This is a genomic window from Sulfitobacter sediminilitoris (assembly GCF_010667575.1).
Taxonomy (GTDB): Bacteria; Pseudomonadota; Alphaproteobacteria; order Rhodobacterales; family Rhodobacteraceae; genus Sulfitobacter; species Sulfitobacter sediminilitoris.
This window is the reverse complement of the sequence record NZ_JAABNT010000015.1, coordinates 57168-77901: the sequence shown is the minus strand read 5'-3', so window position 1 is coordinate 77901 and position 20734 is coordinate 57168. Positions and strand designations below refer to the sequence as shown.

Sequence of the window (20734 nt, the reverse complement as noted above, 5' to 3'; positions counted from 1 at the left end):
GAACCCGGTGCAATCCATTTGTAAGGTTCCCCTATGCTCGCTTTTCTCGCACGCAGGATCATCATCGCGATCCCGACGGTCATTCTGATCTCGATTTTCGTGTTCTCTTTGCAGCATCTGCTGCCCGGAGATCCGATCCTCGTTATGGCCGGGGAAGAACGCGACCCGGATGTGATCGCCGCCCTGCGCGAGAAGTACCGGTTCAACGACCCCATTCCGATGCAGTACCTCGCGTGGGCAGGAAACGCGCTTCAGGGCGATCTCGGCATCTCGCTGCGCACACAACAGCCCGTATTGGAACTCATTGGGGAAAAGCTCCCTGTGACAATCCAATTGGCGGTCATGGCCCTGATCATCGCAATTCTCATTGGTATCCCCGCAGGCGTGCTTTCGGCTTACAAGAAAGGCACCTGGATCGACTGGGTCGCCAATATCATCGCCTTGTCGGGCCTGTCGGTGCCGAATTTCTGGCTAGGGATCATGCTGATCCTGCTCGTCTCGGTCAAGCTCGGCTGGCTTCCTGCGTCAGGCTACATGCCACTGACCGAAGACCCCCTGCAATCCATCCGCGTGATGATCATGCCCGCTTTTGTGCTGGGCACGGCCATCGCCGCGACGTTGATGCGCCACACCCGTTCGGCCATGCTGAGCGTGCTGAAATCCGACTACGTGCGCACCGCGCGCGCCAAGGGTCTGAAAGAGCGTGTCGTGCTGATCAAGCACGCTTTGCGCAACGCGCTGGTGCCGGTCGTCACCGTCATTACCCTGCTGTTCGGAGAGCTTCTGGCGGGGGCGGTGTTGACCGAACAGATCTTCACCATCCCCGGTTTCGGCAAGCTGGTCGTCGACGCCGTCTTTAACCGTGATTACGCCGTGGTGCAGGGGATCGTGTTGTGCACCGGGATCGCCTTCATCTTTATGAATATTCTGGCCGATGCGGCCTACCGCATCCTGAACCCGAGGATGTCACAGTAATGACCGCCGTCGTTGATCCCCAAGCGGTCGCCGATCCGCTGCCGCCCCGCCGCCGCAACCGCGCGTGGGAGAAATTCCGCCGCAGCCCCTCGGCGCTGCTGGGTGGTGCGATCGTTCTTTTCTTCCTGATCGTCGCGCTGCTTGCCCCGCTGTTGCCCGTGCCTGGCCCGACTGAGACCGATTGGTCTGCGGTGCGCAAGGCGCCCTCGGCGGCGCATCTGTTCGGGACAGACGAGATTGGGCGCGATGTACTTAGTCGAATGATCTGGGGGGCACAGGCCTCGCTTCTGGCAGGTGTCGTCTCGGTCCTGATCGCAGTGCTTCTTGGAGTGCCGCTGGGCATGCTGGCGGGATATATGCGCGGCTGGACAGACGCAATCATCTCGCGCTTCACCGAAGCGCTTCTCGCGGCCCCTTTCCTGATCCTTGCCATCGCTCTGGCTGCCTTCCTTGGTCCCTCGCTTACAAACGCGATGATCGCCATTGGCCTGTCGGCGATGCCCATCTTCATCCGGCTGGCCCGTGCACAGACACTCTCGGTCATGACCGAGGATTACGTGGAAAGCGCCCGTGCGGTGGGCATCGGCCATCTGGGCATGATCGGTCGCTATATCCTGCCCAACATCATTCCGCCGATCATCGTTCAGGCCACGCTGACCATCGCTACCGCCATCATCGCCGAAGCTTCTTTGTCCTTCCTGGGTCTTGGTCAGCAACCGCCCGCACCCAGCTGGGGCGCGATGCTGAACATCGCCAAAAACTTCCTCGAACAGGCCCCGTGGATGGCGCTTTATCCGGGGGTTGCAATCTTCCTCGTGGTACTGGGCTTCAACCTTTTGGGTGACGGGTTGCGCGACGCGCTTGATCCCCGCGATAACTAAGGGGGCTGAGATGAGCTTTACCACCAGACCAGAAATCAAGGGCACCTTCGGTGTCGCGACCTCTACCCATTGGATCGCTTCGGCCGTCGGGATGAAGATCCTCGAGGCAGGAGGGGCGGCGGCGGATGCGGCGGCGGCGATGGGTTTCACCCTGCAGGTGGTGGAGCCGCATCTCAACGGCCCGCTGGGCGACATGCCCGCGCTGGTTCGCGCGGCGGGCGATGACGCGCCGACAGTGATCTGCGGGCAGGGCGTGGCCCCGGCGGGGGCTACCATCGATCACTACCGCGCCGAGGGGCTTGAGCGGATCCCCGGTTCCGGCCTGCTGGCGACAGTGGTGCCGGGGTCCTTCGATGCCTGGATGCTGATGCTGCGCGACCACGGGCGACTGCCGCTGCGCGACGTGCTGGAACCCGCGATCCACTACGCGCGCCACGGCCACCCGGTCTTGCCGCGCGTCGCGGCCACCATCGCGGGGTTGGCAGACTTCTTCCGGGACGAATGGCCGACCTCTTTTGAAACCTGGCTTCCCGGTGGTCGGGCACCCAAGGCCGATGCGTTGTTCTGCAACCCGGTGCTCGCCGACACATGGGAGCGCCTGTTGAAAGAGGCCGAGACAGCAAAGGGCCGCGAGGCCCAGATCGAGGCCGCGCGGCGCGCCTTCTACAAGGGTTTCGTGGCCGAGGCGATTGACGACTGGATGCAGACTGCCTGTGTCATGGATGCCTCGGGCAGCGCAAACAAGGGCGTGTTGACCGGCGAGGATTTGGCCAGCTGGCAGGCCAGCTACGAAGCACCGCTCGCGGTCGATTACGAGGGCTGGACCGTCTGGAAAGCAGGCATGTGGAGCCAGGGACCCACCATGCTGCAAGCCCTGCGCATGCTTGAAGGCAGCGGCATCGCTACGATGGACAGCCGTGGTGCGGACTTCGTCCATACCGTGACCGAGGCGATGAAACTGTCTTTCGCGGACCGGGAGGCCTACTATGGCGATCCGGAGCACAGCGACATCCCCACAGACACCCTGCTGTCGCGGGCCTATGCGGCAAAGCGGCGGGCGCTGCTGGGCGCTGAGGCCAGTTTGGCGCAGCGGCCTGGCCGGATTGAGGGTTTCACGCATCTGGCCGAAGCCGCGATCGACCGAGCAAAAGCGAGCGAAGAGGCAGCGGGCGGCGGTGTCGGCGCAGGCGAGCCTACCATGGCGCATCTGTCGGAAAAGCGCGGCGACACGGTCCATATCGACGTGATCGACCGCTGGGGCAATTCGGTATCCGCCACGCCGTCGGGCGGTTGGCTGCAAAGCTCTCCGGTCGTGCCGGGGCTCGGCATGCCGCTCAACAGCCGGGCGCAGATGTTCTGGCTGGATGAAGGGCTGCCGACATCTCTCGCCCCCGGACGCAGGCCGCGCACGACGCTTTCGCCCTCAATGGCCGAAGCGCCGGACGGCACGCGGCACGCCTTCGGCACGCCCGGGGGGGATCAGCAGGATCAATGGCAGCTGATGCTGTTCTTGCGCCTCGCCCATAGCGACATGAACTTGCAAGAGGCCATCGACGCGCCGCTCTTCAACACAGCGCATTTCCAAGGCTCTTTTGACCCGCGCGCCGTTCAGCCGGGACACCTGATGGTGGAGCCTGACTTCGGCGAGGCGGTGATTGCTGACCTGCGCGCGCGGGGTCATGCGGTCGAAGTGGCAGAGCCCTGGACCATCGGGCGGCTAACGGCGGCGAGCCGGTCACCGGATGGGATGCTGCGGGCTGCCGCGACGCCGCGGCTGATGCAGGCCTACGCGATCGGTCGGTAAGGAGAATGCGATGACCTATTCAATTGTTGCGCATGACGCGAATACGGGCGAGATGGGCGTTGCCGTGGCCAGCCGTTTCTTTGCGGTGGGCGCGCTGGTGCCGCATATCCGTGCAGGCAAGGGGGCGGTGGCAACGCAGGCCTTTGTCAGCCCTCTTTGGGGCATTGATGCCGCAGACCGCCTCGCCGCAGGCGAGGCACCGCAGGACGTGATTGATGCGTTGGTAAGCGCGGATGAGGGCAGGGCGAACCGGCAGTTGCACATGGTCGATGCGCAGGGGCGCACCGCCGCTTTTACCGGGCCTGATTGCATTGGCTGGTGTGGGCATCTGACGGCTGAGGGCGTGTCGGTTGCGGGCAACATGCTGACGGGTGAGGCCGTGGTTCGTCGGACGATGGAGACCTATGCGGCTCATGGCAACCTGCCGCTCATTGAACGGCTAATGACCGCGATGGAGGCCGGGGCGGCGGCTGGCGGCGACAAGCGCGGCACACAGTCGGCCGCAGTCATCGTGCATCGTGCCGAGCCCTATCCCTGGCTCGATCTGCGGGCTGACGATCACCCGGACCCGCTGGCCGAGTTGCGCCGTCTTTATGACGTGGCGCACGAACGCTTCCTGATCATGTCGAAGACATTGCCGACGCGCGCGAACCCAAGTGGCACGCTTGACCGAACTGCGATTGACGCGGAAATCGCCGCTGAGGACGATCGGCGAAAGACCGAAGGCCGGGCCAGCCGCTCCTTCGCGACACCGCTGTGACGTGTCGCCCTTTTTATGGGCAGTGCTGCCGGTTTTATCGACGTCGCCGCCGCCCAGCTTCTGATTTTGGTTTCTGGCGCAAGGGTTTGCGGGGCGCTGGACAAGGAATTGACTAGATAAGGATACGCAAGGGGGTAATGCATGGGTAAGGACAAGATAACCGAGACCGAGATCGCGGCTGCAGAAAAGCTGCTGGCTGTTGCCTACACCGCGCAAGAGCGCGCGCAGATGGTGGGCAACCTCGAAGGACAGATCGAATCGGCCGTTGCGCGGCGAAAGGTGGACCTGCCCAACACCGTGCCGATGAGCCTCCGCTTTGATCCGCGTCTGTCGGGTTTTGAGATGCCCTCGGCCAACGGTGTGACCGTCACGCGCCCCGACGCGCCCCTGCCCGAAAGCGACGAAGACATCGCTTTTGCCAACCTGCCGCAGCTTGCGGCCTGGATCGCCTCGGGCGCGCTGACCAGCAGGCGGCTGACCGAGATCTACCTAGACCGGATCACGCGCTACAATCCCAAGCTGTGGTGCTTTGCCACTGTGACCCCGGAACTGGCGTTGGCCGAGGCCGACGCGATGGATGCACTGACCGCCAAGGGAGAATCCCGCGGCCCGCTGCATGGCATCCCATACGGTGTGAAGGATCTTTTTGACACGGATGGGATCGTGACAGGGTGGGGGGCCGAAACCTATCAGAACCGGATACCCGACAGCGATGCGCGCATCGTGACCCTGCTGCGCGACGCGGGCGCGGTCCTGCTGGGCAAGACCACGGTCGGTGCGCTGGCCTATAATGACATCTGGTACGGCGGTGTGACACGCAATCCGTTCAACACCGAGGAAGGCTCCTCCGGCTCCAGCGCCGGGTCGGCCTCGGCCACGGCGGCGGGGCTTTGCGCCTTTGCCATCGGGACGGAGACGCTGGGCTCCATCACGTCGCCCTGCCAGCGCTGCGGTACCACGGGGCTGCGACCGACCTTCGGGCGCGTGAGCCGGGCAGGCGGTATGGCGCTGTGCTGGTCACTCGACAAGGTGGGGCCGATCTGCCGGGGTGTCGAAGACACGGCGCTCGTGCTGGCCGCACTCAACGGCGGCGATCCGGCGGATCGCTGTTCGATCCAGGCACCCTTTGCCTTTGATGGGGGTAAGGGGATCAAACGGTTGAAGCTGGGCTATCTGCCCGAGGCGTTTGGCGAAGGGGCGACCGACGTGGACCACGCGGCGCTGGAAGCGGCCAAGAAATTGGGCATCGAAGTGGTCGAGGTGTCCTTGCCCGATCTGCCCTACGGCGCGCTCATGAATGTCGTCTATGCGGAGGCGGCGGCGGCCTTCGAACACTTGACGCTGACCGATGCGGACGACACGCTGACATGGCAGGACGACGGCGCATGGCCCAATACCTTCCGCAAAGCGCGCTTCTTGTCGGCGGTGGATCACGTACAACTGGACCGGTTACGGTATCTTGTGATGCAGGCGCTGGATGGGTTGTTCCAGGAGGTCGACGCGCTGATCGGGCCTTTCATGACCGGTCCTATGCTGGTCGCGTCGAATTTCACCGGCCACCCCTGCCTGCACCTGCGCGCGGGGTTCGAGAGCCTCGGCACCCGCAGCCCCGCGTCATTGGGCGAGGGCAAGCTGACCACCGGAGAAGCGGATGCGACAGGCGAGAAGCATCGCGTGCCGCAGGGCATTTCCCTCTGGGGGCGACTGTTTGACGAGGGGACGATTCTGAATCTCGGGCAGGCCCTCGAGGCCAGCCTTGGCGTCGCGGATGAGCGGCCGCGTCTGCCTGACTGAGCAAAAGAACCGGCCGGGCAAGGCTGGCAGATATCCGACGGACGGGCGATCACGCCCGCCCCATGTGCAACAAGGAGATCGAAAGATGAAACGCAGGGAATTTCTCAAGTCAACGTCGGCGCTGATGGGGGGTACGATCCTCTACGGCCTCGGCCAGCCCGCGCTGGCGCAATCCGAACCGGTGCGCGGCGGTACGCTGATCTGGGGTCATTCGGAGACCACCCAGAACCTCGACATGCACCAGACCGGCACCGCGTCGACGGGCCGCGTGCTGCAGAACGTGCACGATTCAATTGTCACGGTGGACAAGGATCTGAACGTCATACCCAACCTCGCCGAAAGCTTTGAGCAAAGCGATGACGGACTGACCTATAGCTTCAAGCTGCGACCGGACGTGATGTTCCACAATGGCAAAACGATGACGTCGGCGGACGTGAAGTATTCCTTCGACCGCTGCCGCAACCCGGACACCGGTGCGGTGAACTTCGAGGTCTTCAACGCGGTAGAAAGCATCGAGACACCTGACGATCTGACCGTGATCGTCAAGCTGAATACGGTCAATGCGCCCTTCTTGTCGCGTCTGGCCGAAAACGGTGCAGGCGTGATCATGCCCGAGGGATCGGGCGAGGAGCAGGGCAACACACCCGTCGGCTGCGGCCCCTTCAAATTCGTGCGACGGGAATTCGGGAACGAGGTGGAGTTGGAGCGCTTTGATGATTACTGGGGCGGGCCTGCCTACCTCGACAAGGTCATCGCGCGCGAGATCACGGAACCAACGGTGCGTCTGACCGGTCTGCGGACCGGCGAGCTGCACATGATCAACGATATCCCCGCCGACCGCATTGCCGAGATCGAGGGGGACGACAACCTGCAGGTGGTCTCCTGGTTCCCGCTGAATTGGGACTTTGTGAACTTCAATCACGATTTCGAGCCCTTCAAGGATCCCAAGGTGCGAGAGGCGTTCGACTACATGATCGACAAGGACGTGCTGCTGGAAGGTGCGCTCTGGGGGCAGGGGGCGACGACCGCCTCACCCAGCTATCCCACGTCGGCTTCTTATAACAAGGAACTGGCCCAGCGTCCGCAGGACTTCGAAAAGGCCAAGGCGCTGCTGGCTGAAGCGGGCTACGGCCCGAACGAGCTGTCGGTCGTCTTTAAGGTTACGACGAACTATCCCTACCACGTGGAATCCGCGCAGATCATGCTGGAATGGTTCCGCATGGCGGGGGTTGATGCCTCGATCGAGCAGCTGACCTGGTCCGACTGGCTGAGCCAGGTCTGGGTCGACAAGGACTTCCAGATTTCCATGATGAACTTCTTCACATTGTGGGAGCCGGATTTCCTCTACTATTCGCTCTGGAATACGGAAGGTGCCTTCAATTACCGCAAGATATCGCATCCCAAGGTGGACGAACTGACCGCCAAGGCGCGGGTGACCGTCGATCCGGCTGAACGCGCGGCGATCTACAAGGAGGTGCAGCAGGTGGTTCACGACGACACGCTCGACATTGTGCTTTGGTTCCGCAATGGAACCATCGGGGCACAGCCTGCGGTTCAGGGGCTTGATACCATCGTGCATCCCAACGGCTCGAACCTGCGCTTCCACAAGGTCTGGTTGGCTGAAACCTGATGGCTGTATGACACTACCGGGGCGCGGACCCGCGCCCCGGTTCAACGACCTGCTGACAAGGGCGACCCTCGCGTGAGTTATATTCTCAACCGCGTCTTTTCGATGATGCTGACCCTGTTCCTGATCTCCGCAATCACCTTCGCGGTGACCAACATCCTGCCGGGGGATGTGGCGATGATGATCATGGGCACGCAGTCAAACCCCGAAGCGCTGGCCGGTCTGCGCGAAACACTGGGGCTGAACGATCCGCTGCTGATGCAATACGGGCGCTGGATTGGGGGCATGCTGACCGGAGACTGGGGATCGTCGCTGGTCTTCAAGGAGCCCATAGCGCCGCTGTTGCTGCAAAAGATGACCGCGAGCGGGCTTCTGGTGCTGTTTTCCATGACCATCGCGCTGGCCTGCGCGGTGCCGCTGGGCGTCTGGGCGGCGGTGCATGCTAATCGCTGGCAGGACACGGCAGCCAGTTCCACGGCGATGCTGGGCGTGAGCCTGCCGGACTTCTTTTGGGGGATCATGCTGATCCTGCTGTTTGCGCGAGGGCTGGGCTGGCTGCCATCCTCCGGCTTCGTTGACCCCGCCGACGATCTTGGGGCCGCAATCCGCCACGCCCTGTTGCCCTCTCTGGCGCTGGGCCTTGGCCTTATGGCACATCTGACGCGCATGACACGGGCGACGATGACCGGTATCCTCAAGCAGGAATTTATTCGCGTGGCCCGTGCCAAGGGGCTGAACGAAAGCACGGTCGTCTGGCGCTATGGTCTGGCCAATGCCGTGGGGCCGGTGATGACCGTGGCGGGGCTTCAGGTTGGTTATCTCTTTGGGTCGATCATCGTGATCGAGAGCCTTTTCAACTATACCGGCATGGGCTGGCTGACTTATCAGGCGCTGCTCAACCGCGACATTCCCCTGATTCAGGCCAGTGTTTTTGTCATAGCTGCCGTTGTGATGCTGGCCAACCTGCTCGTTGACCTGCTCTATGCCGTGGTCGACCCAAGGATCCGTCTGTCATGAAGGTGCCTGCAGCCTTTCGCAACACCAAGGGTATCGTCGGGGCTGTCGTGGTGCTGACGGTTTTGGCCGTCGCCATCCTCGCACCCCTGCTGATCCCGGCGGACTGGGCAACCCGGATGGACATGCGCGCGCGACTGTCAGCGCCCACATGGGCGCATCCCTTGGGCACCGATCAACTGGGCCGGGACCTGATGTTCCGGGTGCTGCTGGGTGCGCAAACCTCGATCTTTATCGCCTCGGCCGCGGTGCTGATGTCCATCGTGATCGGCCTGCCGCTGGGGCTTATCTCTGGCTACATGGGCAAGACGACCGATAACGTGCTGATGCGGCTGGTGGATACGCTCCTGAGCTTTCCCGCGCTTCTGCTGGCGCTGACAATCAGCGCCGTGCTGGGGCCGAACCTGCAGAACACGATCATCGCCATCGGCATCGCCTTCACGCCGTTCCTTGCCCGGATCATCCGGGGCGAAGCCCTGCGTGTCGCCCAGATGCCATATGTAGAGGCCGCGCGGACCGCCGGTAATTCGGACCTGCGACTGATCACACTGCACATCCTGCCCAACATCATGCCCGTTGTGATCGTGCAAGCGACCATCAGCCTCGCCTTCGCGATCCTTGCCGAGGCGGGGTTGAGTTTTCTGGGCCTTGGCACCCAGCCGCCCGATGCGTCCTGGGGGCTGATGATCCAGGCCTCGCGCGATTATCTCGACCGTGCACCCTGGACGGCGCTGGTGCCCGGCGCGGCGGTGGCACTGACGGTGCTTGGGCTCAATATGTTCGGGGACGCGTTGCGCGATGCGCTTGACCCCCGCACGCGGGGGGAGGCGTAATGGCAGGCGATCAGACACCGCTGGTCAGCATCGACAAGCTGCGGGTGGAGTTCCGTGGCGAGGATGGCCCCATTGTCGGGGTCGAAGACATCAGCTTTTCCATCGCACCGGGCGAGACTGTCTGCGTTGTAGGAGAGAGCGGGTCGGGCAAATCCGTCACTTCGCTGTCACTGATGCGGCTGGTGGAATTTGGCGGCGGGCGGATCACCTCGGGCAGGCTGGGGTTTTCTCTGAACGGCAAACAGATCGACCTGGCCCAGGCTGACACCCAGACCATGCAGGCGATCCGGGGTGACGAAATCGGGATGATCTTTCAGGAGCCGATGACCTCGCTCAACCCGGTTTTCACAATCGAGCGGCAAATGACTGACGGGCTGCGCGTGCATCGCGGGCAGTCGCGCTCAGCTGCGCGGGCGCGCGCGCTGGAGCTGTTGCAGCAGGTCCGCATCCCGGAACCGGAGCAGCGTTTGAAGCAGTATCCGCATGAGTTGTCGGGCGGTATGCGCCAGCGCGTGGTGATCGCCATGGCCATGGCCTGCGAGCCACGGCTGCTGATCGCGGATGAACCGACGACAGCACTCGACGTGACGATCCAGGCGGAAATCCTTGCACTCATCGATCGGCTGAAGCGGGAAACCGGCATGGCGGTGCTTTTCATTACGCACGACATGGCCGTGGTGGCCCAAATGGCCGACCGTGTCGTGGTGATGTATCGTGGGAACCTGGTTGAGGAGGGGCCGGTCGAACGCATCTTTGCCGACCCGCAGGAAGAATATACCCGCAAGCTGCTTGCCGCCGTGCCGCGGCTGGGGGAGATGCGGGGCAAGTCCGCGCCCGAGCCAATGCGGCTGGTGGGGGAAACGGCATCAAACGCCCCTGTCACACCGATAGACGTGGATCCGAAGCCGCTTTTGCAGGTGCATAATCTGACTACGCGCTACCCGGTCAAAGGCGGGCTTTTCCGGCGCACCATCGCCAATGTCCACGCAGTCGAGGATGTCAGCTTTGATATCCCGCGCGGGCAGACGCTGGCGCTGGTGGGTGAATCCGGCTGCGGCAAATCCAGCTGCGGGCGGTCGATCCTGCGCCTTTCAGAACCGACATCTGGCGAGGTGCTGCTGGACCAGACCGATATTCTTGCCCTGTCAAGCCGAGACCTGCGCCGCCGGGCGTGGCGCGACATGCAGATGGTGTTTCAGGATCCCTTCGCCTCGCTCAACCCCTATATGAGACTGCGTGACCAGGTCACAGAACCGATCCGTAACTTCGGCATTCACACCGGCAGCGCGGTCGAGGATCGCGTGTCCGAGCTGTTTGACAGGGTGGAACTGCCGCGCGCCTTCATGTCCCGTTTCCCGCACGAACTGTCCGGTGGACAGCGGCAACGCATCGCGATCGCGCGGGCACTTGCAGTCAATCCAAAGCTGATTATCGCGGATGAGGCCGTCAGCGCGTTGGATGTGTCGGTACAGGCGCAGGTCCTCAACCTGATGATGGAGCTACAGGCCGAGCTGGGCATCTCGTACCTTTTCATCAGTCATGACATGGCCGTTGTCGAACGCGTCGCACACCGTGTCGGGGTGATGTATCTGGGTCGGCTGGTCGAAATCGGCAGTCGACAGCAGATTTTTGAGAACCCGCAACACAGCTATACCAAGTCGCTTCTCTCGGCGGTTCCTGTCGCTGATCCGACCAAGCGCAACATCCACGACGATCTGAATTTCCGTCCTATACCCTCTCCGGTCTTCCCGCTTGGCTACAAATCGAAGCCATCGACCTATGACGAAGTCGCACCGGCTCATTTGGTGCTGCAGAATGAGGTGGGTCTGGACGCAGCACCCGAATAAGGACTCTCACGTTGAAGTCGCTATGATCGGCGGAAGGGCTGATATTCAGGAATTGTTTGAACGAGGCGATATCCGCGGGTGAACGGGCAAATCAGCCGAGTATCCTTCGCATATAGCGGCTTTTTCCAGCCAAGATTTTCCAGATAAAGCCTTACCAAGACAATGCTCCAATGCTGCGCGCCTAATTCCGGATAAAGCCTCTGTTCAGGAGGGTGAGTGCTCATTTGCTGCAAGATGAACGAAGGACCGCTTGACCTGCGTCGTCGGCCCCTAATTTCTAAGGGCCAGACGCGACGCTTCTTGGCTGACCCTCATCGGTAGTTTTCTCTTTGGTACAGAACCTCTGGACCACATTTAGGACTGTTCAGGTCATCGGTTGCTGCTACGCTGTCCGAATGAGACTGAACCAGATCTTAATCGGCCTCGGCTTGTTGCTATTGCTCGCTCCAATCGTACTGCCAGCGCCACCGGGTATGTCCGATACGGCGTGGATCGCATTGGGTCTGGCATTGGTTATGGCACTCTGGTGGCTTACGGAGGCTCTGCCTCTCCCCGCGACCGCACTCTTGCCGCTAGCAGTCGCTCCGATCTTGGGGATCGCGGCGCTAGAGGACACCGCCCGTTCTTACAGCGATCCCCTTGTCATCCTGTTTCTTGGTGGTTTTCTTATCGCCAAGGCTATCGAGAAATCGAGCTTGCACAGGCGGCTGGCCGGTGTGCTTCTCAGGCTTGCCGGAACAAGTCCGCGCCAAGTGCTCGCGGCCATCATGCTTTCCACGGCGTTTCTCAGCCTGTGGATCAGCAATACTGCGTCCGCAATGGTGGTCGCCCCGATAGCCGCTGCGATTGCAAGCTCGCAACGCGACTATCCCGATTTCGGCACAACCCTCATGCTGGGTGTCGCGTTTTCAGCCACGATCGGGGGTATGGGATCTTTGATTGGAACGCCGCCCAATGCGATCTTTGCCTCTTATGTCAGCACGACATACGGTTTGAATGTCGGTTTTGCCCAATGGGCCGCAGTGGGCATGCCGGTGGCGCTGGTTTTGTTGCTCTTGGCATGGCTTGTCTTGGTCTGGGTGTCTCCGCGTCTGGGTAAAAAAGCGCTCACGATGAGTTATGGTCGCCAGCAAGCGGGAATGCAGACCGCGGAGCGCCGGGTCGCAATTGTCGCCGGGCTGACGGCGCTGGCATGGCTTTCACGTCCATTGATTGAATGGCTTATTCCGATGATCACCCTCTCGGACGCGGGAATTTCCATGCTAGCGGCACTGGCTCTTTTCATGATTCCAGATGGGGAAAACGGCCGTCTGCTCGATTGGGATACCGCAGGATCCCTGCGATGGGATGTGCTGATCCTGTTTGGCGGAGGGTTGGCGCTTGCTGGTATCATCCAACAGTCGGGTTTGGCGGACTGGATCGGCAGCAGCGTTCAGTTGATCGCTCATTGGCCGCAGTTGACGGTTCTTTTCGTTATTGCGGCACTCATCGTTTATGTGGGTGAGTTGGCAAGCAATACGGCGATGGCTGCGATCTTTTTGCCAATTGCCGGTGCTGTCGCGACCGGGCTTGGTACCGATCCGGTCGCATTTATTCTGCCCATCGCATTGGCTGCATCCATCGGCTTCATGCTTCCAGTCGCGACGCCGCCAAACGCAATAGTGTTCGCAAGCCATGCTGTGACGCGGTCCAGCATGCTGCGTGCCGGTGCGCCACTGGATGTTATTGCCCTGTTCATCACTTTAGGGGCAGGTTCGATTTTAGGGCCTTTGGTCTTTCGTTAAGAGATGACGAGAGAGGCGGCGCTGCTTCTGATTTCTCTTCCGCTCACGGGATAACGCGGTTGCTTGCCCCGATCGTATGACCTGTAAGAGTTTTGCCGGATTGGCAGTAAAGCAGTTATGTACCCAAAGACGGACGGGGATTTGGACGATCTTTAGGGTGTAGGTGTGGGTATCGCTGAGAACACCTTTCATTCGGTTGAGTTTGATTTCGAATGCAAGCTGGTGCTTTAACGCAAGAACAAACGTCTGGCACTGAGCGGCACCTATGAGACCCTGCCAAGTTCTGGGGTCGGAACGGAGGCGTATCTGAGCGCGCAGTCTGTAAGTCGGACCCTGCGCTGCGCGGGACTTGAGGCGCGGATCGTCCTCGCGATTATCGGCCGGGAACTGCTCTGATTTTCAGAGCGCTAGCTCGATTTCTAGCTGAGGAGCATTTCAAAGGTCGGTCAATTGCTGCCGCAACAGCGCGTGTATTGGCGGTCAGGACTGGCTCTTGTTCACTGGAAGCCCGGAAGTATGGACACTGGCTCATGAACAGGAAGAACTTTGGAAAGGGATATCGGGACGAACTGCGCGTGCGACCCACCACGCGGAGAATTCGAAAACTTCCGGGACTCCGCGCGCCAATGCATGGCCTCCAAGTTCAACGCGTCGACGCAGAAGCGACGAAACAAGGTCGAGATGCTGTTCCCCGTCTTTGGGCTGCAGTGGCTTCGACTGCAGGGCCCCTGTGGCGTCCAGGATGGGTTTATCCTTGCAGCAGCCCAACTCCTCCGGAAACTGGCCAAGCCCTAGCTGATGGCCTCTGCCGCAGGATAAGCAGGATAACAAGACCGATCAGCTGAGGACTGCGAGAACGAAGGTCGGAAGCTCCCGGACCCGGACTGAAAGCAGGGACGCTTCTAGCAAAATATCCGCAAAGCAGACTGTCCGCTTCGCTTACCCATCCGCGACCCGCCGGGCAGACATCCGCCGCGTGACCACCTGACGCCGCACGAAGGCGGCCACAAAAACCGCCGTCAGGATCAGAACGATCGTGGGGGCGGGCGCACTATCAAGATAGAAACTGGCGTAGGTTCCCGCCAGCATTGACGCCATGCAGACCAGCACGGATACCCAGAGCATCGTCCTGAACTCCCGCACCAGCAGGAACGCAATCGCGCCGGGTGCTATCAGCAGGCCTATGGCAAGGATAAGGCCAACCGCGCTCAGCGTGGCCACGATGGTCAGCGACAGCGCCGCCAGCATTCCGTAGTGCAGCCATCCGACGTACAGCCCAGACGCTTTGGCCTGCGCCGGATCGAAACTGTGCAAAAGCCAGTCGCGCCATTTCAGCGCAAGCGCCCCGCCAACCAGCAAAGCGATAATGCCAGCGGTCCATAGCTCTCCCGCATCCACCCCCAGCATGTTGCCGAACAGGATGTGATCCAGATGCGCGTTCGTCTCAATCGAGACGTACAGCACGATGCCAAGGCCGAACATGCCCGAGAATACGACCCCCATCACGGTGTCCTGCTTCACCCGGCTGTTGGTCGCCAGATACCCTGTGGCCACCGCACAGGTCATCCCCGCCGCAAAGGCCCCGACGATCAATGGCAAGCCAAGGATATGGGCCAGCACGATCCCCGGCAGCACCGCGTGGCTGACAGCGTCACCCATCAACGCCCAGCCTTTCATCACCAGAAAGCACGAGAGCAGCGCGGTAGGCACTGACACGATCATTGAGATCAGAAAGGCATTCTGCATAAAGCCGAAGCGGAAGGGCAGTGTGAGGGTCTCGATATCCATCAGACGTGCTCCGGTCCGCGGGCCAGCGCTTTGGCCGCCTTGCGTTTGGCTGCAAGCAACCCGTGCTTGGGGGCAAAGACGAACGCCGCGAGGAAGATCAGTGTTTGTAGCACGACGATGATCCCGCCGGTCGCACCGTCCAGAAAGTAACTGGCGTAGGCACCGACGAAACTGGTGGTCGCCCCGATGGCCACGGATGTGACGATCAGCCGTGGAAAGCGGTCACATAGCAGATAGGCGGTGGCTCCGGGCGTTACGACCATTGCAATGACAAGGAACGCGCCTACCGTCTGCATCGCCGCCACGACCGAGGCAGAAAGCAGGATAAAGAACACGGCCTTCAGCAGGTCGGGCCGCAACCCGATGGTGCGGGCATGGTTTTCATCGAAAAAAGTGACCATCAGGTCTTTCCATTTCGCCAACAGCACAGCGAGCGAGACAAAACCAATCAACGCCAATTGCAGCGTGTCTTCTGGCGTGATGGCAAGGATATTGCCCATGGTGATCGTCTGGATCGACACGGTCATGGGGTTCACCGACACGATGAACAGGCCCAGCCCGAAGAAAGATGTAAAGATCAGCCCGATGATCACATCGACCTTCAGCCCTGAACGTCCGGACAGGAAAAGCATCGCCCCGGCCGCCAGACCGCCCGCAATGAAGGCGCCCAAAGCAAAGGGCAATCCAAGGATGTAGGCCCCTGCCACCCCCGGCACGACCGAGTGTGACAGCGCATCGCCAATCAGCGACCAGCCCTTGAGCATCAGGTAGGCCGAAAGAAACGCGCAGACCCCGCCGACAAGGGCCGAGACCCACATCGCGTTGGTCATATAGCCATATGAAAAGGGCTCAATCAGCAGCTCCATCAGCTTCCCCGATCCGTCCGCTGCGTCTTGTCGCCGTACTGCACGAAGGGGCGTTCATCGTCGGTAAAGATGGTCACCGCCCGCGCGTCTTCATCGTCGTGCAACGCGTCTCCACCCAGTGTGAAGTGACGCAGGACGCCGCCGAAGGCTTCTTCGAGGTTCTCGCGGGTAAAGGTCGTCTCGGTCGGACCGTAGGCCAGCACGGTGCCTTTCACCAGAACCGTCCGGTCGCAGAACTCGGGCACAGAGCCAAGGTTGTGGGTCGAGACCAGCATCACGCGGCCCTCGTCACGTAACTCCCGTAACAGTGCGACGATCTGTTCTTCGGTCTTTACGTCCACGCCGGTAAAGGGCTCATCCAGCAGGATCACCTGACCGTCCTGTGCCAAGGCACGTGCCAGAAAGACCCGCTTGCGCTGCCCGCCTGACAACTCACCGATCTGGCGTTGGCGGAAGTCTTGCATGTTTACGCGGGTCAGCGCCTGATCCACGGCATCGTGATCAACTTGTTTGGGACGGCGCAGGAAACCCATGCGACCGTATCGGCCCATCATCACCACGTCTTCCACCAGAACAGGGAATTCCCAGTCCACTTCTTCTGATTGCGGGACGTATGCCACCAGATTTCGGGCCAGCGCCTCTTTCACGGTCATGCCAAGGATGCGGATATCGCCCTTGGCCGTGGGCACAAAGCCCATGATCGCCTTAAAGAGCGTCGATTTACCCGCCCCGTTGATGCCGACCAATGCCGTCACGGTGCCGCGCGGAATCTCAAAGCTGGCGTTCCAAAGCGCGGTATGTCCGTTGCGGTAGGTCACCGTCACATCGCGCGCCATGAGCCCGTCGCCTTTGGCAACGATTGTCTGTGGCGCGCTTTCGTTTCGTTGCAGCATTTAGCGTCCTTAGTTCGTGGCGGCGGTCAACCCGTTTGCCACGGTGGTTGCGGTGACTTTCAGCAGATCAAGGTAGGTCGGTACGAGGCCATCTGCCTCGCTCAGGCTGTCGACGTAGAGCACACCGCCAAAAGCTGCGCCGGTTTCACGCGCCACCTGCTCGGCAGGGGCAGTACTAACGGTGCTTTCGCAGAACACCACTGGAATGTTGTGTTCACGCACGCCATCAATGACTTTGCGGACCTGTTGTGGTGTGCCCACCTGATCGGCGTTCATGGGCCAAAGGTACAGCTCTTGCAGGCCAAGGTCGCGGGCCAGATAACTGAAGGCGCCCTCGCAGGTGACCAGCCAGCGTTGGCTTTCGGGGATACCGGCAATGGCTGCGCGCAACGGTTCGATGGTCTGTCGCAACTCATCTTTGTAGCGCGCTGCATTCGTCATGTACGTGCTTGCGTTGTCAGGATCGGCCTCGGACAAGGCTGTCGCGATGTTGTCTATATAGATCAGTGCATTATCCAACCCCATCCAGGCGTGTGGATTGGGTTTGCCCGCATAGCCGCCTGATGAGATCGAGATCGGCTCAATACCGTCTGAAAGGGTCGCGGATGGGACATCTTCAAGGTTGGACAGAAACTGTTCGAACCACAACTCAAGGTTCAGTCCGTTCCACAGGATCAGATCGGCATCGTAGGCCCGAACAATGTCGCGCGGTGTTGGTTCATATCCGTGTATTTCCGCGCCGGGCTTGGTAACCGAGACAACCTCGGCCGCATCGCCCGCCACATTGGCTGCCATGTCGGCCAGCACAGTGAACGTGGTCACGACCTTGATCTTGTCACCCGCAACAGCACTGCCTGCCCAGAACATGGTGCACAGTACAATCAGCGTCGCTTTGGCAGTGGATCGAAACATTATGCTCTCCTGTGGCATTATATGGTTTGATCGAATGTAAATGCAAATCATTCGCAACTATGTCAAGCTTGTTGCGAGCCGTTCTCAAAAAGGGCTGCCACGATGGAGAGCATGCTGAACAGTCTCTACTGTCCCTTCCCGTTTTTCCATTTGCGTCACATCCTGTCGCTTCCGGCCTTGACGCTTGGTGTGGCCGGATTGTCTGCTGCGGGTCAGAGCGCAAGGGAGAGCCACCATGAAATCGCATTACAGAGTCGTTGTTATCGGTGGCGGCGTCGTTGGCGCCTCGGTCCTCTATCATCTGGCTAAACTGGGCTGGACCGATGTGGCGCTGGTCGAACGTTCGGTCCTGACCGCCGGATCAAGCTGGCACGCGGCAGGCGGCATCCATGCGCTGAATGCCGACCCCAACATCGCCGCGCTTCAAGCCTATACCATCGACCTGCTGAGTGAGATCGAGGAGGAATCCGGCCAGAACATCGGCCTGCACATGACCGGCGGCCTGACCATGGCCGGCACGCCGGACCGCTGGGAATGGCTGCAATCGGCCTACCGCACCTTCCAGTCCATCGGGATCGAGGATTGCCGTCTGGTGAGCGTCGAGGAGGCCTGTGCGCTGAACCCGATCATGTCGGGCGAGGGGCTTTTGGGCGGCATGTGGGCTGACCGAGAGGGGTACATCGACACCACCGGCACCGTGCACGCCTATGCAACTGCTGCCAAAAAGCGGGGCGCGACAGTGATTGAACACAACCGTGTTCTGGAGCTGAACCAGACACTGGAAGGCTGGGAAGTCGTCACCGAAAAGGGCACGATTTCCTGCGAGCATGTAGTGAATGCGGGTGGCCTCTGGGCCAAGCAGGTCGGCCGCATGGCGGGTATCGAACTCCCGGTCTCGCCGCTCAAGCACCATTACTTTGTCACGGACACTGTGCCTGAACTGGCCGAACTGGATTTCGAAGTGCCGATGACCGTGGACCTGGAAGGGTTCACTTACACCCGGCAGGACCAGAACGGTCTGCTGGTCGGCATCTACGAGGTCAATCACGAACACTGGGCCATGGACGGCGCGCCTTGGGATTACGGGATGGAGCTGTTTCAGGAACAGACCGACCGGATTGAACACGAGCTGATGATGGGCTATGGCCGCTATCCCGCGCTGGAAAACGTCGGGATCAAGACATGGGTCAACGGTGCCTTCACCTTCTCGCCCGATGGCAACCCGCTGGTGGGTCCCGTGCCGGGCAAGCGCAACTATTGGTCCGCCTGTGCCGTGATGGCCGGTTTCCTGCAGGGCGGTGGCGTGGGCAAATCGCTGGCCGAATGGATGATCCACGGAGAGCCGGAGGCGGATGTCTATGGCATGGACGTCGCACGCTACGGCATCTGGGCCGAGAACAGGCAGTACATCAAGGAAACCACCGGCCAGTTCTATTCGCGCCGCTTCGTGATGACCTACCCGAACGAACAATTGCCCGCAGGGCGTCCGCTGAAGATGACGGGTGTTTACAGCGATATGGACGCCGCGGGCGCGCAATGGGGGCAAAGCTGGGATCTTGAGGTGCCGCTATATTTCGCGCAGCCGGGCTTCAAGGAGACGCCCTCGCTGAAACGCTCCAACGCGCATGACATCGTCGGTGCCGAATGCCGCGCGGTACGCGAGCGTGTGGGGCTGCTTGATATCACGGCGTTCTCGCGGTTCGAGGTAACGGGGCCGAGGGCGCAGGAATGGCTTGACCGCCTCATGGCCTCGAGGCTTCCCGCTCCGGGCCGGGCAAAGCTTGCCCCGATGCTGGGCCACGACGGACGGCTCAAAGGGGACCTTACGATCTTCAACTGGGGCGACGGTCGCTGGTGGATCACGGGCAGCTACTATCTGCGAGCATGGCACATGCGCTGGTTCAACGATCACATGGAGGACGGTGTGCAGGTCCGTGATCTGGGCGATGAAATGGCTGGCATGTCGCTGGCTGGTCCGAAATCCCGCGAGGTGCTGAAAGCGGCGCTCAGCGATGGGGACGCGGATGCGCTGAAATTCATGGGGCTGGCGCAGATGGATGTGGGGCTGGTGCGCTGCCAGGTGGCGCGGCTGTCCGTGGCGGGAGAACTGGGATACGAGCTGCACTGCCGCGCGGGCGACCTGAAGGCGTTGCGCGATCATCTGCTGGCGGTGGGCGCCGGGTACGAAATGGTCGAATACGGTTTCAACGCGCTTCTTTCATTACGCCTCGAAAAATCCTTCGGCATCTGGTCTGCGGAATTCACGCAGGGTTACACGCCGGGCATGACTGGCATGGACCGCTGGATTGACTGGTCCAAGGATTTCATCGGCAAGGCGGCGGCTGTGAAAGAATGCGATGGGAGCGGTCCGGAAAAGGTCCTGGTCACGCTGGACGTCGAGGCGCAGGACGCGGACGCGAGCGGGTACGAGCCGGTTTGGAAGGGCGATCAGAAGATCGGATTCGTTACCTCGGGCGGGTATGGGCATACCTTGGGCAATTCGCTTGCCATGGCGCTGGTGGATCGTGCCTGTGCGAACGAGGGCGAAGTGCTGTCGGTGCATGTGGTGGGCAAGGAACGCATGGCAACCGTCATCGCGCCGTCACCCTATGATCCGGATGGCAAGGTGATGCGGGCTTGACCAAGCTTGGGCTGTTTTTTGTCATCGGCATCGGCATCGGCATCGGCATCGGCATCGGCATCGGCATCGCCTTTGTCCTTTTGGTATTCTGGGTCCAGCGCAACGAGCACATGGCCATCGACCGATGTCTGGATGCCGGGTATCGTTGGTCGTATGAGACGGGAGCATGTGAAGAGTAAGCGCCCCGTGGCAGGAAAAACAAAGGTAAATTAAAGGTTTACGGGGGCGGTAGCGACCTGATTCAATGGCATTTTGTCAAGCTGTCCCCGCAGGGACAACCATGAAAGCAGGTGAACAGGCGCGTTGGCGAGTTGA

The 20734-nt window shown here is 61.1% G+C and carries 16 protein-coding genes; 12 read left to right on the top strand and 4 right to left on the bottom strand.

Annotated features, from left to right (window positions below):
• The first annotated feature begins 33 nt into the window (after positions 1–33).
• The 10 genes from GV827_RS18850 to GV827_RS18805 all read left to right on the top strand — a co-directional run bounded on the left by GV827_RS18850 (position 34) and on the right by GV827_RS18805 (position 13319).
• Positions 34–975, top strand: coding sequence for an ABC transporter permease (locus GV827_RS18850; protein ID WP_164355369.1), 942 nt, complete (start codon positions 34–36; stop codon positions 973–975).
• Complete coding sequence (locus tag GV827_RS18845) at positions 975–1856, top strand: ABC transporter permease (protein WP_164355368.1); 882 nt, start codon at positions 975–977, stop codon at positions 1854–1856. The genes GV827_RS18850 and GV827_RS18845 overlap by 1 nt, the downstream gene beginning before the upstream one ends.
• Positions 1857–1866: 10 nt before the next feature.
• Positions 1867–3660, top strand: a complete 1794-nt coding sequence (locus GV827_RS18840; protein ID WP_164355367.1) for a gamma-glutamyltransferase family protein — start codon at positions 1867–1869, stop codon at positions 3658–3660.
• A gap of 10 nt (positions 3661–3670) precedes the next feature.
• Positions 3671–4420, top strand: a complete 750-nt coding sequence (locus GV827_RS18835) for a DUF1028 domain-containing protein (protein WP_164355366.1) — start codon at positions 3671–3673, stop codon at positions 4418–4420.
• Between the two features lie 141 nt (positions 4421–4561).
• The gene (locus GV827_RS18830) at positions 4562–6214 is read left to right on the top strand and encodes an amidase (protein ID WP_164355365.1); all 1653 of its coding nucleotides are present in this window, start codon (positions 4562–4564) and stop codon (positions 6212–6214) included.
• An 85-nt stretch (positions 6215–6299) separates the two neighbouring features.
• Entirely contained in the window at positions 6300–7844 is a 1545-nt protein-coding gene (locus tag GV827_RS18825; protein ID WP_164355364.1) for an ABC transporter substrate-binding protein, read from the top strand.
• A gap of 72 nt (positions 7845–7916) precedes the next feature.
• Complete coding sequence (locus tag GV827_RS18820; protein WP_204325972.1) at positions 7917–8858, top strand: ABC transporter permease; 942 nt, start codon at positions 7917–7919, stop codon at positions 8856–8858.
• Entirely contained in the window at positions 8855–9688 is an 834-nt protein-coding gene (locus tag GV827_RS18815) for an ABC transporter permease (protein WP_164355363.1), read from the top strand. The genes GV827_RS18820 and GV827_RS18815 overlap by 4 nt, the downstream gene beginning before the upstream one ends.
• Positions 9688–11535, top strand: coding sequence for an ABC transporter ATP-binding protein (locus GV827_RS18810; RefSeq protein WP_164355362.1), 1848 nt, complete (start codon positions 9688–9690; stop codon positions 11533–11535). The genes GV827_RS18815 and GV827_RS18810 overlap by 1 nt, the downstream gene beginning before the upstream one ends.
• A 395-nt stretch (positions 11536–11930) precedes the next feature.
• On the top strand, positions 11931–13319 hold the full coding sequence (locus tag GV827_RS18805) for an SLC13 family permease (protein WP_164355361.1): 1389 nt from the start codon (positions 11931–11933) through the stop codon (positions 13317–13319).
• A 939-nt stretch (positions 13320–14258) separates the two neighbouring features.
• Here the strand turns inward: GV827_RS18805 and GV827_RS18800 are convergent.
• Genes GV827_RS18800 through GV827_RS18785 form a run of 4 tightly spaced genes read right to left on the bottom strand, consistent with a single transcriptional unit; the run spans position 14259 to position 17733 of the window.
• Positions 14259–15107, bottom strand: a complete 849-nt coding sequence (locus GV827_RS18800; RefSeq protein ID WP_164355360.1) for a metal ABC transporter permease — start codon at positions 15105–15107, stop codon at positions 14259–14261.
• The gene (locus GV827_RS18795) at positions 15107–15973 is read right to left on the bottom strand and encodes a metal ABC transporter permease (RefSeq protein WP_164355359.1); all 867 of its coding nucleotides are present in this window, start codon (positions 15971–15973) and stop codon (positions 15107–15109) included. The genes GV827_RS18800 and GV827_RS18795 overlap by 1 nt, the downstream gene beginning before the upstream one ends.
• Complete coding sequence (locus GV827_RS18790; protein ID WP_164355358.1) at positions 15973–16866, bottom strand: manganese/iron ABC transporter ATP-binding protein; 894 nt, start codon at positions 16864–16866, stop codon at positions 15973–15975. The genes GV827_RS18795 and GV827_RS18790 overlap by 1 nt, the downstream gene beginning before the upstream one ends.
• Positions 16867–16875: 9 nt before the next feature.
• Entirely contained in the window at positions 16876–17733 is an 858-nt protein-coding gene (locus GV827_RS18785; protein WP_235930445.1) for a metal ABC transporter substrate-binding protein, read from the bottom strand.
• 280 nt (positions 17734–18013) lie between these two features.
• On the opposite strand from GV827_RS18785, the gene GV827_RS18780 reads away from it, so the two are divergent.
• Together GV827_RS18780 and GV827_RS18775 are read left to right on the top strand one after the other, a co-directional pair.
• Positions 18014–20419: a GcvT family protein gene (locus GV827_RS18780; protein ID WP_164355356.1), complete on the top strand. Its 2406-nt coding sequence runs from the start codon at positions 18014–18016 to the stop codon at positions 20417–20419.
• On the top strand, positions 20416–20598 hold the full coding sequence (locus GV827_RS18775) for a hypothetical protein (RefSeq protein ID WP_164355311.1): 183 nt from the start codon (positions 20416–20418) through the stop codon (positions 20596–20598). The genes GV827_RS18780 and GV827_RS18775 overlap by 4 nt, the downstream gene beginning before the upstream one ends.
• Positions 20599–20734: the final 136 nt, after the last annotated feature.